The 14,580-nt window shown below is 64.5% G+C and carries 12 protein-coding genes; 5 read left to right on the top strand and 7 right to left on the bottom strand.

The window, feature by feature from the left end:
• Window positions 1–114: 114 nt before the first annotated feature.
• From LB543_RS10095 to LB543_RS10085, 3 genes are all read right to left on the bottom strand, one after another.
• Window positions 115–3,609: an indolepyruvate ferredoxin oxidoreductase family protein gene (locus tag LB543_RS10095; protein ID WP_224613948.1), complete on the bottom strand. Its 3,495-nt coding sequence runs from the start codon at window positions 3,607–3,609 to the stop codon at window positions 115–117.
• 207 nt (window positions 3,610–3,816) lie between these two features.
• Window positions 3,817–4,350, bottom strand: coding sequence for a hypothetical protein (locus LB543_RS10090; RefSeq protein ID WP_224613946.1), 534 nt, complete (start codon window positions 4,348–4,350; stop codon window positions 3,817–3,819).
• Window positions 4,343–4,951, bottom strand: coding sequence for a CGNR zinc finger domain-containing protein (locus LB543_RS10085; RefSeq protein WP_224613944.1), 609 nt, complete (start codon window positions 4,949–4,951; stop codon window positions 4,343–4,345). Before LB543_RS10085 ends, LB543_RS10090 begins: the two co-directional genes overlap by 8 nt.
• A 142-nt stretch (window positions 4,952–5,093) precedes the next feature.
• On the opposite strand from LB543_RS10085, the gene LB543_RS10080 reads away from it, so the two are divergent.
• From LB543_RS10080 to LB543_RS10065, 4 genes are all read left to right on the top strand, one after another.
• Window positions 5,094–5,999, top strand: coding sequence for a branched-chain amino acid ABC transporter permease (locus LB543_RS10080; RefSeq protein ID WP_224613971.1), 906 nt, complete (start codon window positions 5,094–5,096; stop codon window positions 5,997–5,999).
• Between the two features lie 183 nt (window positions 6,000–6,182).
• Window positions 6,183–6,788, top strand: coding sequence for a TRAP transporter small permease subunit (locus LB543_RS10075; RefSeq protein WP_224590786.1), 606 nt, complete (start codon window positions 6,183–6,185; stop codon window positions 6,786–6,788).
• The gene (locus tag LB543_RS10070) at window positions 6,788–8,575 is read left to right on the top strand and encodes a TRAP transporter large permease subunit (protein ID WP_224591258.1); all 1,788 of its coding nucleotides are present in this window, start codon (window positions 6,788–6,790) and stop codon (window positions 8,573–8,575) included. The genes LB543_RS10075 and LB543_RS10070 overlap by 1 nt, the downstream gene beginning before the upstream one ends.
• 19 nt (window positions 8,576–8,594) lie before the next feature.
• Window positions 8,595–9,617, top strand: a complete 1,023-nt coding sequence (locus LB543_RS10065) for a zinc-dependent alcohol dehydrogenase family protein (RefSeq protein WP_224613943.1) — start codon at window positions 8,595–8,597, stop codon at window positions 9,615–9,617.
• A 258-nt stretch (window positions 9,618–9,875) separates the two neighbouring features.
• Here LB543_RS10065 and LB543_RS10060 read toward each other — a convergent pair whose 3' ends face one another.
• Complete coding sequence (locus LB543_RS10060) at window positions 9,876–10,985, bottom strand: TRAP transporter substrate-binding protein (RefSeq protein ID WP_140757105.1); 1,110 nt, start codon at window positions 10,983–10,985, stop codon at window positions 9,876–9,878.
• A 246-nt stretch (window positions 10,986–11,231) separates the two neighbouring features.
• Between LB543_RS10060 and LB543_RS10055 the strand changes: the two genes are divergently transcribed.
• The gene (locus LB543_RS10055) at window positions 11,232–12,023 is read left to right on the top strand and encodes a gamma-glutamyl-gamma-aminobutyrate hydrolase family protein (RefSeq protein ID WP_224613941.1); all 792 of its coding nucleotides are present in this window, start codon (window positions 11,232–11,234) and stop codon (window positions 12,021–12,023) included.
• Here LB543_RS10055 and LB543_RS10050 read toward each other — a convergent pair whose 3' ends face one another.
• From LB543_RS10050 to LB543_RS10040, 3 genes are all read right to left on the bottom strand, one after another.
• Window positions 12,024–12,428, bottom strand: coding sequence for a hypothetical protein (locus LB543_RS10050; RefSeq protein WP_224613939.1), 405 nt, complete (start codon window positions 12,426–12,428; stop codon window positions 12,024–12,026).
• A gap of 85 nt (window positions 12,429–12,513) precedes the next feature.
• Window positions 12,514–13,497: a 2-hydroxyacid dehydrogenase gene (locus LB543_RS10045; RefSeq protein ID WP_224613938.1), complete on the bottom strand. Its 984-nt coding sequence runs from the start codon at window positions 13,495–13,497 to the stop codon at window positions 12,514–12,516.
• Window positions 13,494–14,516 (bottom strand): LacI family DNA-binding transcriptional regulator, encoded by a 1,023-nt coding sequence (locus LB543_RS10040; protein ID WP_224591261.1) that lies wholly within the window; start codon window positions 14,514–14,516, stop codon window positions 13,494–13,496. The genes LB543_RS10045 and LB543_RS10040 overlap by 4 nt, the downstream gene beginning before the upstream one ends.
• Between the last annotated feature and the right edge of the window lie 64 nt (window positions 14,517–14,580).

Genomic DNA, 14,580 nt, shown 5'->3' with positions numbered 1-14,580 from the left:
TGTCATGCCACAACCGCCTTAAGAAAGGCTTAGAACAGTGGGTTAAGCAACGGCTTCGGTCCGCCTGCCAAGGCGAGAGGGCCTTACAGCCCGAAAAAGGCTTTGGTGGGGGAATCACTCAGCGGCACTGAGAACCGGTATCGGCATCGTTTGGGTCAGCCGCTGGAGCAGTCTGGAGCGCTCGCCCGCCGCCTTTTCGGCGCTTGCCTGCCGGACATGGCCATAGCCGCGGATCAGCGCCGGGACCGAGACCAGGGCTACCGCGGCCTCGATCTTGCCCGGCGCCAGCGAGCTGGCCACGAGCTGTAGATCGGCTTCGTACTGCACCAGCAATTGCCGCTCCATGCGCCGCTCGGCGGTGTAGCCGAACAGGTCGAAAGCCGTGCCGCGCAGGCCTTTCATCGCCGCCAGCAGCCGAAAGCCTTTCATCATCCAAGGACCGAAGCTCGATTTCCTCGGCTTGCCGTCATTGCCGCGGCGCCCCATGATCGGCGGCGCGAGATGGAATTCGAGTTTCTCGTAGCTCTGGAACTGCTTGCCAAGCTCGGCGGCGAAGGAGCCGTCGGTGTAGAGCCGCGCCACCTCGTATTCGTCCTTGATCGCCATCAGCTTGAACAGGCTTTTGGCGGCGGCCCCGGTCACGTCGGTCGAACCCGGCATGGCCTTCGTTTCCGCCGCTCGCAGCGTCGAAATCCTGTCGGCGTAGCGTCTGCCGTAAGCAGCGTTCTGATAGGCGGCGAGGAAGTCGACACGGCGGGCGATGATCTCGTCGAGGGTCTCGGCGACCGGCGCGGCCTGCCCGGCCTTGCCGGCGAAGGTTGGGCCCGGCTGGGCGACGAGACCGCGCACGAAATCCGGTTGGTGGGCGGCGCGACGGCCCCAGCGGAAAGCGGCGATGTTCATCGCCACTGCTTCGCCGTTCAATTCGATAGCCTTTTCAACCGCCTCGGCCGAGAGCGGCAGACCACCGTGCTGGAAGGCAAAGCCGAGCATGAACATGTTGGCAGCGAGCGAATTGCCGAACAGCGCGGTGGCGGTGCGGGTGGCGTCGAAGAAATGCGCCTTGTCGTCGCCGGCGGCTGACCGGATCGCCTTCTTCAGGCGTTCGACCGGCAGCGAGAAATCGGCCGATCGGGCAAATTCGCCCGGCATGATCTCGGCGGTGTTGGCGAGGAATATCGTATGACCCTCGCGCACCGCGGTCAGCACCTTCTTGGCGCCTGAGACGACGAGGTCGCAGCCCAGCACGAGGTCGGCTTTCCCCGCTGAGACACGGATGGCATGGATATCGTCCGGCGTGCGGGCGATGCGGACATGGGTGAACACAGAACCGCCCTTCTGGGCAAGGCCGGCCATGTCGATCATGCCGCAGCCCTTGTCCTCCAGATGCGCCGCCATACCGAGCACGGCGCCGACGGTGACGACGCCGGTGCCGCCGACGCCGTCGATGATCGCCGCCCAGCCCTCGACGCCGAGCGGGAATTCGGCTGGTGTCGGTACGCCTTCGAGCGGGTCGGTCTTGCCGGCCAGGCCTTCGGCCTTGCGGATCTTGGCACCGTGCACCGTGACGAAGGACGGGCAGAAGCCGTTGACGCAGGAGAAATCCTTGTTGCAGCTCGACTGGTCGATCTTGCGCTTGCGGCCGAATTCGGTTTCGACCGGCTGGATCGAGACGCAGTTCGACTGCACGCCGCAATCGCCGCAGCCTTCGCAGACCAGTTCGTTGATGAAGACGCGCTTGTCGGGATCGGGAAAGGTGCCGCGCTTGCGGCGGCGGCGCTTTTCGGCGGCGCAGGTCTGGTCGTAGAGCAGAATCGACACGCCCTTGACGTCGCGCAACCCGCGCTGGACGAGATCGAGGTCGTCGCGGTGATGAATGGTGGCGCCGGCCGGAAACTCGGCCTTCCCAGCATATTTGTCGGGCTCGTCGGTGACGATGGCGATGCGGTCGACGCCCTCCGCCCGTACCTGCCTGGCGATCATGTCCACGGTCAGCCCGCCCTCATGCGGCTGGCCGCCGGTCATGGCGACGGCGTCGTTGTAGAGGATCTTGTAGGTGATGTTGGCTTCGCTCGACAGGGCGAAGCGGATCGCCAGCGTGCCGGAATGGTTGTAGGTGCCGTCGCCGAGATTCTGGAAGATGTGGTCGCGCCTGGAGAACGGCGCCTGGCCGACCCATTGCGCGCCCTCGCCGCCCATGGCGGTGAAGCCGAGCGTGTTGCGGTCCATCCACAGCGCCATGAAGTGGCAGCCGATGCCGGCGGCGGCGATCGAGCCGTCCGGCACCTTGGTCGAGGAATTGTGCGGACAACCCGAGCAGAAGAAGGGCGTGCGCGAACCGATGTCGGTGGCGTCCGCCAGCATCGCCTGGAACTGCCGCAGCTTCGCCACCCTTGCCGAAATCTCTTCGGAAGGGCCGATGGTCTTCACGATCCTCTCGCCGAGAGCAATGGCGATCTCGTTGGGGTCCAGCGCGCCCTTGGCCGGGAACAGCCAGTCGCCGCGCTCATCCTTCTTGCCGACGATGACCGGCTGCGAAGCGGTGCCATAAAGGCTCTCGCGCAGTTGCACCTCGATCAGCGATCGTTTCTCTTCGACGACGACGATGGTGTCGAGACCACGCGCGAACTCGGCGATGTGCTGCAGGTCGAGCGGCCAGGGGCAGCCGACCTTGAACAGCCGCACGCCGATCCGGCTGGCTCCCGCCTCGTCGATGCCGATATCCTCCAGCGCCTGGCGGACGTCGAGATAGCTCTTGCCCAGGGTGATGATGCCGAGCTTCGGGTTGCGACCGCCCGAATAGACGATCCTGTTCAGCCCATTGGCATGGATGAAGGCGGAGGCCGCGGCACGCTTGTGCTCATGCAGCCGCTCTTCCTGGCCGAGCATATCGATCTCGTGGCGGATGTTGAGGCCGCCCGGCGGCATGTCGAAATCCGGCACGACAATGTTCAGCCGTTCGAGCGAGGCATCGACGGAGGCTGTCGATTCGATGTTGTCCTTGACGCATTTGATCGCCGCCCAGGTGCCGGCGAAGCGCGACATGGCAAAGCCGTACAGGCCGCAATCGATGATCTCCTGGACGCCGGCCGGGTTGAGGATCGGCACCATGGTATCGACGAAGAGGAATTCGGTGGCGTGCGCATTGGTCGAGGATTCGGCCATATGGTCGTCGCCCATGAGCGCAAGGACGCCGCCATGTCTGGACGAACCGGCGAGATTGGCGTGGCGGAACACGTCGCCTGAACGATCGACGCCCGGTCCCTTGCCATACCAGACCGAAAAGACACCGTCATGGGTGCCCTCGCCCAGCAGTTCGGTCTGCTGCGAGCCCCAGCAGGCGGTGGCGGCAAGCTCCTCGTTGAGGCCGGGCTGGAAGACGATATCGGCCCCAGCGAGCTGCTTCTTCGCCTTCCACAACTGCATGTCCAGGCCGCCGAGCGGCGAGCCGCGATAGCCGGAGACGAAGCCTGCCGTGTTCAGGCCAGCGCGGCGGTCGCGCTCGCGCTGCATCAGGAGCATGCGGATTACCGCCTGCGCGCCGGACAGGAAGATGCGCTCCTTCCCAAGATCGAACTTGTCGTCGAGCGCGACATCATGCAGCGTCATCAGGCATTTCCTCTGCGAAGGCCGCGCGGAGCAGCAGCCAACGTCGGGATCGGATGACGCATCCTTTCTTCCCTTGCAAGACAGGTCAAACAAAATCGAAAGGACCAGCCAACGCGCAACAAACAGTCCGTCGGGCGCTGGACGGCGCATGAAAGCGTGCGCCGAGAGCGCGACGGCGTACGAAAATTCCAGTCGAAATCGATGCCGTCAGCCGGCTTTCGAGCAGTCCGGCTTCGGCTCGCCCGGCAGCTTGCCGTCGGGATGGCCGGCGAGGTCGGGATTGGCCGTGTAGAGCTGGTCGATGACCAGCGGCCGGTCGGGCAGGATGGACTGATCTTCCGTCGACATCAGGGTGGTGTCGATGGTCTGCAGGATCGCGCCGTCGGCGCCCTTGATGCTGATGGCGATGGCATAGGGCTTGTTCTTGACGACGCAGGTCAGCGCCGGGCTTTCCAGGCTCACCTTGTCGAGCTTCGGCCAGATCTTCTGCTCGACCACGAATGGATCACCACCGGCGGGGTTCTGGAAGCTGGCGACCGCCACCTGACCCTCGCCCATCGGCTGCAAGGGCCGCAGCGTCACGACATAGGTCGCCCGGGCCAGACGGTAGTTGAAGACGAATATCTTGCCGGAAACCTCGAACAGCTTGCCTTCACCGCCGGTATCGCGACAGGCGCCAAGCGCGATCGTCGCAACCAGCGCCGCGCCAACAACGATCGAGCGGGAGAGAGTTCTAGGCATTCCTGACCTCATTGGCCGCCAAGCGGCGGCGATAGTGACGGCTTGCCTTCTGCCTGTTGCCGCACACCGCCATGTCGCACCAAAGGCGGCTCGAATTGCGGCTTCTGTCGACAAACAGCCAGGTGCAGTTGGGACAGATCCTGAGCCTCGCGAGCGTGTCGTCGCGCAGCAGTGAGAGGGCTGAAACCGCCAGCGCCGCCTCGAAGGCGATCGGCGTGTCCGGATCGCCGAACGGCCGTCCCGGCGCCCCGATCTCGGTCCGGCCGGCGGCCAGGCCGTCGGCGCAGGCCCGCAGGAATTCGGGCAGGTCGGCGGTGGCGACAGCGCCCTTCGACACCGCGCCCCGGAACAGCCGGTCGGTCGTCTCGCGGATCGACAGCACGACGGGCGCGATTGCGGCCGGCGAGGACACCGCCAGCCGCCTGTTGCCAAGCTCGGCGGCGCGAAAGCCGCTGGCCGCGTCGGCGAAGCGGGCGATTTCGACCGGATCGTCGAAGCGGTCGAACGCGCGTTTCGGATCGCCGCGCAGCACGACGGTGTTGGCCGTGTCGAGCGCGAGCAGGCCGCCGGTGAAGCGGTGAGGAGTCCAAGCAACTGTCATTTCCAAAAATCTAACCGATAAATCGCATTTGACAAGTTAGATTCGGCGATGCAAACCTCGGATGCGCACGATATGGTCGCCTTTGTCCGATCCGCTCCTGTCCGATCCGCTCCTGGGCGGGATGCTTCTGGTGTTGTCGAGCATGCTTTACTTCTTCCAGCAGGTGCTGAACGGGCTGCATTCGGGCGCGCTTTATGCGCTGCTCGCCTTCGGCTACGTGCTGACCAACGGCATCCTGCACCGCACCAACCTCGCCTATGGCGCGCTGTTTGCCTTCTGCGGCCAGGCAATGATCCTGAGCGTCGCCTTCGGCTATCAGGTGCTGTGGCTGACGCTGTTGGCTTCGGTGCTGTTCGGCGTCGTCGCGGCGTTCCTCTATGCCGCGCTCATCAGCCATGTCCTGTCGCGCAGCGTCTTCGAGCCGCTGGCCGACCGCTCGCCCAATGCCATCGTGGTGACGACGCTCGGCATCCTGCTCGTCCTGTCGGAAGCAAGCCGCATCGCGGCCGACACGCATGATCTGTGGCTGCCGCCGATGCTGGCCGAGCCCATCGTCTTCGCCGAAAGCTCCGGCTTCAAGGCGACGCTGACGCTGATCCAGGTGCTCGACTGCGCAGTGGTCGTGGCGGCGGTCGCACTCGCTACGTGGGTGTTTGCCCGCTCAAACTTCGGCCGGTGCTGGCGCGCCGTTTCCGACGACCCCAGGGCCGCCGCCCTGTGCGGCGTCGATGTGCGTGGCGTGTTCCGGCGTGCCGTGCTGTTCGGCGGCTCCTGCGCCGCGCTGGCTGGGGTCATGGCCAGCCTCTATTACGGCAATGTCAGCTTCGGTTCCGGCCTTGTTTACGGCCTGAAGATCCTGTTCGTGACGGCTGTCGGCGGCTATCTCTCGCCATCACGAGCCGCTCTGGGCGCGGCCGCTTTCGGCATGGCCGAATCACTGTGGGCCGGCTATTTCCCGGTCGAATGGCGCGATGCGTGGATGTATCTGTTCCTGGTGGCCATGCTGATCCTGATCGGCGCCGGCCGCGACACCGGCAAGGTCGTCTGAACCCCCATCAGACTTTGGTTGCATGACCTTTCGTCAGGCTGCGGTTTTCCACCGTGCCGCAAGGGCCGATGGCCTGCATTCTCCCTCCCCGTGTTGACCAACCGGACCACGCATTGCATACGGTTGGGCCAGGCCGCGCGACGAAAAAGGGGGATCGCGCGTCACCGCACCAGGGAGGAATGCATGGCAGGGCTTCTCGCTCTATCCAGGGCCATTGATCGCGCCAACGAATTCATCGGCAAATCGGTATCCTGGCTGATCCTGCTGGCGATCCTGGTGAGCGCGGCCAACGCGGTCATCCGAAAGGTGTTCGACACGTCGTCCAACGCGTGGCTGGAGCTGCAATGGTACCTGTTCGGCGGCGCCTTCATGCTGGCCGCCGCCTACACGCTGAAGCAGAACGAGCATATCCGCATCGACATCGTCTACGGCCTGTTTTCACGCCGCGTGCAGCACCGGATCGACCTCTTCGGCCACGTCTTCTTCCTGATGCCGTTCGTGACGCTGATGGTGTTCTATTTCGTGCCCTATGTGTCGCTGTCCTTCCACAGCGGTGAAATGTCGACCAACGCCGGCGGCCTGATCGTGTGGCCGGCCAAGGCCATCTTGCTGGTCGGCTTTTTCCTGCTCGCGCTGCAAGGCATTTCCGAGATCATCAAGAAGATCGCCATTATGCACGGCGTCATTGAGGATCCCAACCCATTCATTTCCGTGCACGAACAGGCTGAACTCGAAGCCAAGGCGCTCGCTGAAGAAGCCAAGGCGCTCGCTGAAGAGGTGCGTTCGTGATGGAGTTCATCGCCCAGAACATGGCGCCGATCATGTTCGCCTCGCTAATCCTGTTCATGCTGATCGGCTATCCCGTCGCCTTTTCGCTCGCCGCCAACGGCCTGATGTTCTTCTTCATCGGCGTGCTCTTGACGCCCTATTCGGGCGGCGCGATCAATCTCGCTTGGCCGCTGCTCTATGCGCTGCCGGACAATTTCTACGGCAGCCGGGTTATGTCGAACGACACGCTGCTGGCGATCCCATTCTTCACCTTCATGGGCATCGTGCTCGAGCGATCGGGCATGGCCGAAGACCTGCTCGACACGATCGGCCAGTTGTTCGGACCGATCCGCGGCGGCCTCGCCTATGCCGTGATCTTCGTCGGCGCGCTGCTGGCGGCCACCACCGGCGTGGTGGCGGCATCCGTCATCGCCATGGGGCTGATCTCGCTGCCGATCATGCTGCGCTATGGTTATGACCGCCGGGTGGCATCGGGCGTCATCGCGGCGTCGGGCACGCTTGCCCAGATCATCCCGCCGTCGCTGGTGCTGATCGTTCTCGCCGACCAGCTCGGCCGCTCGGTGGGCGACATGTATGCCGGCGCCCTGATCCCCGGCCTGGTGCTGACCGGCCTATACACGCTCTACATCGTGATCATGTCGATCGTCCGGCCAAAGTCGATGCCGGCCCTGCCGCTCGAAGCGCGGACGCTCGGCCATGGCGTGGTGTCCTTGCTGATCGCGTTGATAGCGGCCGTGGCGATAGCCTACGCTGCCTACCGTTACCTGGTGCCCGCTCATGGGGACAATGCCGACATTCTCGGCGCGGCCGTCGGCGTTATCTTCATCTACGTCGTCGCGATTCTCGACCGCGGCCTGAAGATCAACATGATGTCTCGGCTGGCGCAGCAGGTCGTGATCGTGCTGATCCCGCCGTTGGCGCTGATCTTCCTGGTGCTCGGCACTATCTTCCTCGGCATCGCCACCCCAACCGAGGGCGGCGCCATGGGCGCGGTTGGCGCGCTGGCGATGGCGGCGATGAAGGGCCGGCTGTCGATGGACGTGATCAAGCAGGCGCTGGCCTCGACGACGCGGCTGTCGTCCTTCGTGCTGTTCATCCTGATCGGCGCGCGGGTGTTCTCGCTGACCTTCTACGGGGTCAACGGCCAGATCTGGGTCGAGCATCTCTTGACCTCGCTGCCGGGCGGCGAAGTTGGCTTCCTGATCGGCGTCAACTTGCTCGTCTTCTTCCTCGCCTTTTTCCTCGATTTCTTCGAACTGGCCTTCATCATCGTGCCGCTGCTGGCGCCGGCCGCCGACAAGCTCGGCATCGACCTGATCTGGTTCGGCGTGCTTCTGGGCGTCAACATGCAGACCAGCTTCATGCATCCGCCGTTCGGTTTCGCGCTGTTCTACCTGCGCTCGGTCGCCTCGCGCGTGCCCTACCTCGACCGCCTGACCGGCAAGCAGATAGCGCCGGTGACGACGGGCCAGATCTATTGGGGCGCGGTGCCGTTCGTCTGCATCCAGGTGATCATGATCGCCCTGACCATCGCCTTCCCGCAAATGGTGATGCGCTACAAGGGCGCGGCGGTCGATTCCGGCACGATCGACTACAAGGTGCCGGAAATGCCCAGCCTGTCGCCGCTTGGCACGCCGGAAGGCGGCGGCGCGCCTGCCAATGGCGGTGGCGCGCCGGCGGCGCCCGGCATGCCCGACCTGTCGCAACCGCCGAATTTCGGCGATGCGCCGCCGGCCAAACCGGCGGCACCGGCGCCGGACCTGTCGCAGCCGCCGAATTTCAACTGAGGTCGGAGGGGAAGACGCCATGAAAGCCGTCCGGCTGGAGAAAGTGGGCAACATCGCGCTGCGCGAGGTTGCCAAGCCTGTTCCCGGCCCGGACGACCTCCTGGTGCGGATCGAGGCCTGCGGTGTCTGCGGCACTGACCGGCATCTTTTCCACGGCGAGTTCCCCTGCAGGCCGCCAGTGACGCCCGGGCACGAATTCTCCGGCATCGTCGAGGCGGTCGGCGATGCCGTCTCCAGCTTTGCTGTCGGCGACCGGGTCACTGGCGATCCCAACATCGCCTGCGGACGCTGCGGCCATTGCCATGCCGGCCGCGTCAATCTGTGCAGCAATCTCACCGCCATCGGCATCCACCGCGACGGCGGCTTTGCCGACTATCTGGTGATGCCGCAGAAACAGGCTTTTGTCCTTCCCGCGGATCTGAAACCGACGCATGGCGCTTTCTGCGAGCCGCTCGGCTGCTGCCTGCACGGCGTCGACCTTGCCGGGATCAAGCCAGGCAGTTCGGTGGTCGTGCTCGGCGGCGGCGTCATCGGCCTGCTCACCGTTCAACTGGCGCGGCTTGCCGGGGCCACCACCATCATCCTGTCGACAAGGCAAGCCTCGCGACGCGCGCTTGCCAGGGAACTCGGCGCGACGGCGACGGTCGATCCCACAGCCGCCGATGTGATCGATGCGATCGCCGGTCCGGCCGGCCTGGCGCCCGGTGGCGCCGACGTGGTGTTCGAATGCGCCGGTGTGCGTGAGACCGTCGAGCAGTCGATGCGGCTGGCAAGGGCCGGCGGCATCGTCGTCATCGTCGGCGTGACGCCGCAAGGCATGAAGGCGGAATTCGAGCCCTTCGACCTGTTGTTCCGGGAGCTGAAGGTGCTGGGCTCGTTCCTCAATCCCTACACACACCGCCGCGCCGCCGAGCTCGTCGCGTCAGGCGCGATCGAGATAGATCGGCTGATCTCCAGGCAAGTGTCGCTGGAAGAGGCGCCTGGCGTGATCGCCAATCCGCCGGCGCCGGGCGAGGTCAAGGTGGTGGTGGTGCCGGAGTGAAGGTAGGCGGTTGGTCTTCGAAACCGTCCGTATGTTGGCGCCGCCCCTCACCTGCCTGCCGGCATCCTCTCCCCGTATAGTGACGGGGAGAGGGGCGCTGTCATCGACGGTTTCGCCAATCGCTTTCTTTGCAAGAAAGGCATCGGCGTTGCGGCCAGCCCCTTCTCCCCGTCGCTATACGGGGAGAAGTGCCCGGCAGGGCGATGAGGGGCGGCGCAAACTTCTGTAGTTGGCCACCCCGACTTAAGGCAAAAACGCCTACAGCTTGCCGTTGCGCTGCTGGACCATCATGAAGGTGTCGTAATTGTATTCGGCCACCTGCGCCCAGAGATAGTGCTCCTTGCGGAAGCCCTTGATCGATTCCCAGATCTTCTTGAACGGCGCGTTCGAGGCTTCCATTTCGGCATAAACCTCGTTCGCCTTCTCGAAGCAGGCGGCCATGATCTCCTGGCTGAACGGGCGCAGTTTGGCGCCGCCGGCCACCAGCCGCTTCACCGCCGGAGGGTTCACATAGTCGTATTTCTGCAGCATGTCGGCGTCGGCGGCCTGGGCGCACGTGCGCAGCAGCGACTTGTAGGTCGGCGAAAGTTCTTCATATTTCGCCTTGTTGAACATCAGGTGGACAGTCGGACCGCCCTCCCACCAGCCGGGATAGTAGTAATAGGGCGCGACCTTGTAGAAGCCGAGCTTCTCGTCGTCATAGGGGCCGACCCATTCGGCGGCATCGATGGTGCCCTTTTCCAGCGCCGGGTAGATGTCGCCGCCGGCGATCTGCTGCGGCACGACGCCGAGCTTCTGCACCACTTTGCCGGCAAAGCCGCCGATGCGCATCTTGAGGCCGGAGAGGTCGGCGACGGTGTTGATCTCCTTGCGGAACCAGCCACCCATCTGCACGCCGGTGTTGCCGCCCGGCAGGCCGAACAGACCTTGCGTGGCGAGGAACTCGTTGAACAGGTCGATGCCGCCGCCATGGTAGTGCCAAGCATTCATGCCGCGCGCGTTGAGCGAGAAGGGCACCGCCGCACCCAGCGCCCATGTCGGATCCTTGCCCCAGTAATAATATGCCACCGTGTGGCAGGCCTCGACCGTGCCGGCCGTGGTGGCGTCGGCGGCCTGCAGGCCGGGGACGAGTTCGCCGGCGGCGAAGACCTGGATCTGGAAATTGCCGTCGGTGGCTTCAGACAGCATCTTGGAGAACACTTCGGCCCCGCCATAGATGGTGTCGAGCGACTTCGGGAAGGACGACGCAAGCCGCCATGTCACCTTGGGATTGGACTGGGCTATTGCCGGTGCGGCGAGCGTGGCCGCTGCCGCGGCTGCGCCGACGCCGGTGACGCCGGCCTTGCGGATGAATGAACGACGATCCATGCAGTTCCTCCCTTTTGGATCAACAGACCGACGCTCGGGAAATCCTCGGCTCCCCGCATCGGTTCGCACGGAACAATACACGGGCAAAGAGTCGAGTCCAGCACGGCGGCCGTAATTGGCGGCGAAGCCATGCTAGCCTGCAACTATAGTCTAATAGCCGATTTCGTGGCCCATGCGACGCGCTGAAACTTGGCTGGAAAAATGCCCGGGGATCGCTTATTTTAAAGGCAGGATATCCCTTGCCAGATGGAAAACAGACCCAAAATGCAGCAGCCGCTCGTCGCCATATCGACCGACGTCCGTCAATTCGACAACTACACCTGGCATGCCGCCCCCCAACAATATCTGGAAGCCGCAATCATAGGTGCCGGCGTTTTCCCCCTGCTCGTGCCCTCGTTCGGCGACCGGCTGGATTTCGACGAACTCCTGTCGTCGGTCGACGGCGTCATGCTGACCGGCTCGAAATCCAACGTCGACCCCTCGCTCTATGGCGGCGATGCCAGCGAAGCGAATGGCCCCTATGACACCGCGCGCGACTCCACGACGCTGCCGCTGATCCGCAAGGCAATCGAGCGCGGCGTGCCGCTGCTTGCCATCTGCCGCGGCATTCAGGAACTGAACGTGGCGCTTGGCGGTACGCTGGGCACCGAGATCCAGGAGCGCGAGGGGTCGCTGGACCACCGTGCGGCGGTAAGCGACAAACAGGACGAGCGCTTCGCCATTCACCAGACCATTTCGATCAAGCCAGGCAGTTGTCTGGCCGGCGTGTTCGGCGCGGGCGACATCAAGGTCAATTCCTTGCATCGCCAGGCGATCGACCGGCTGGGGTCGAAGCTCGAGATCGAGGCTGTCGCCACAGACGGCACCGTCGAAGCGGTTTCGGTCAAGGGTGCGCGCGCCTTCGCCGTCGGCGTGCAATGGCATCCCGAATACTGGGTCAAATCGGACAGCAATTCCGCCAAGATTTTTCGCGCTTTCGGCGATGCGGTGCGTTTGCACGCGGCGGCGAAAGCCGGCGCGCGGGCCGCGGCCGAGTAGTCAGTCTCGCCGCTTCAAGTCACCATCGGCCGCGAGCGACAGCAATGGTAGCGCCGGGGCGTAGGATTCGTAGCCGTCGCCGTCAGCCACGGCGAAGGTGACGATCGGATCGATGCCGTTGGCGCTGAAGGCGACCGTTCCGTCGTTTTGCTCGTGCCAGAATTTCGCCTGGTCGAGGCTCGGCAGGAGCCGGTGGCAATTCGGCGCCACCTCCAGCAGCGACAAGCCATCCGAGACCGAGGCGCCGCGCGTGACAGCGCAGGCCCCCTCGTCGCCATTGGCGACCAGCCTGTAGGTGTTGGACGGTGTGACCTCTTCGCCGACGCTTTCAACACCGCCGCCATGAAACAGCTGAACGCCGCCGAACAGGGCGGCGGCCCCGATCAATATGGAAAGCGTCTTCATCCTGATCTACACCCACGCATACACAGGATGAAGAATGATTTCAAAGGGTTAAACGGGCGTTAATAAATAGGGCAAAGCCCGGCGCTCAAGCGCGCGCCTTCACATGCGCCGTCTCGGGCACCGGTGTCAGCGGACGACGCTCGCTGAACCATGACACCAGATTGTCGACGCAAAGATCGGCCATGGCGCGGCGCGTGTGCTCCGAGGCCGAGCCGACATGCGGCAACAGAGAGGTGTTTGGCAGGTCGAGCAACGCCTTGGGGACATTCGGCTCGTCGGCGAAGACATCGAGCCCGGCGGCGGCGATGGTGCGGTTGGCGAGAGCGGCCGCGAGCGCCGCCTCGTCGACCGTGCTGCCGCGGCCGATGTTGACGAAGACGCCATTGGCGCCGAGCGCCGACAGGATTTCGGCATTGACCGCTTTCCGTGTCGAAGCACCGCCGGGCGCCACGGAAATCAGCGTGTCGACTGCCTCGGCAAGGCTCTTCAGCGTTGGATGGTACTGGTAAGCAAGACCTTCGACACGACGCCGGTTGTGATAAGCGACGGGCAGTCCGAACGCCTCCAGCCGCCGTGCAATGGCCTGCCCGATGCGGCCCATGCCGAAAATACCGACACGGCGCGCGCGCAAGGTCAGCCGGCTCAGCGGATAGTTGCCCCTGCGCACCCAGCTGCCGTCCCGCAGCCAGGTCTCGGCGCGCGGCAGGTCGCGCACCGTGTTGATCAGCAGCCCAATCGCGGTGTCGGCGACTTCCTCGGTCAGGACGTCAGGGGTGTTGGTGACCATGATATTCTTCGTCGCGGCATGGCCGACATCGACCGAATCGTAGCCGACGCCGAAAGAGGCGATGAGTTCGAGGTTGGGCAACGCATCCATCATCGCCGCACTGATGCCGGCAAAGGATGCAATGCCGCGCACGGTGCGGCGCATCTCCTCGGTGACCAACGCCGGATCGGCGCGCTCGATGCCGACGCGCCTGAATGTCCGCTCGATGCGCCCGACGGCGTGGTCGCTGAAGTCCGCCGGCACCAGAATGGCAACGGCTTGCAGATTTTCGGCCCTGGTCATGCACGCTCCACCGGTTTGCCGGTCGACTGGCGCACATGCAGTTCCGGCTTGATCAATTCCTGCGAGGGCCGCACCGTCTGCCCGTTGAGCTTGTCGAGCAGCGCGCTGGCGGCGCGGCGGCCAACCTCGCGCTGGCCGTTCCAGACGGTGGTCAGCGCCGGCGTGGCGATCGCCGCCTCTTCGAGATCGTCATAGCCGGTGACGGAGATGTCGACGCCCGGCACAAGGCCGGCGCGCGCAATGCCGTTCATCAGGCCGATGGCGACGAGGTCGTTCCAGCAGCAGGCGGCGGTCGGTCTGTCCTTCAGCGCCAGGAATTGGCCGGCGGCCTCGAAACCGGCCTGCTTGGTGCGCGGGCCGGCGATACGCCAGGACGGGCTGACCTCGAGCCCCGCAGCCTCCATGGCGTTGACATAGCCCTGGTAGCGGTCACGCCCGGTCGAGGTCTGGTCGGTGCCGCCGATCATGGCGATGCGCTTGTGGCCGAGTGAGATCAAATGGTTTGTGGCGAGGCCCGTGCCATAGGCATCGTCGCCGCGAAACACCGGCACGTCGGCGCCCTCGACGGTGCGGGCGATCAGTACCGCCGGCAGACCGTTCTCCTCGGCCATGACGATGTCGGACGCGGGCGTGCCAATGGCCGGCGACATGATGACGCCATCGGCGCCGAGTTGCAGCAGCGTATCGATGAAGGTGCGCTGCTTTTCGAGCTGATCATAGTGATTGGACAGGATGAAAGTCTGCCGGCTGCGGTCGAGTTCGCCTTCGATCGAGCGCAGGATCTCGGCGAAGAACGGGTTCATGATGTCGTGCACGACGACACCGACGATGCCCGAGCGCGAGGTGCGCAGGCTGGCGGCGCGGCGGTTGTAGATATAGCCGATGGTGCGGGCGTGTTCTTTGATGCGGTCGCGTGTCGAGCCGGCGACAAGCGGACTGTCGCGCAGCGCCAGCGAAACCGTGGCCGTGGACACGCCGAGCGCATCCGCGATCGTCGAAAGCTTGATCTTCTGTGCCAGTGACCCGCGCTCCCCGAAGGCCTGAATTCCAGACCTAAACTGTTTAAAGGCGGCGTTATGCCAC

Source organism: Mesorhizobium sp. ESP7-2 (assembly GCF_020164715.1).
Lineage (GTDB): Bacteria > Pseudomonadota > Alphaproteobacteria > Rhizobiales > Rhizobiaceae > Mesorhizobium.
This window is presented reverse-complemented; position numbering and strand designations above follow the sequence as displayed.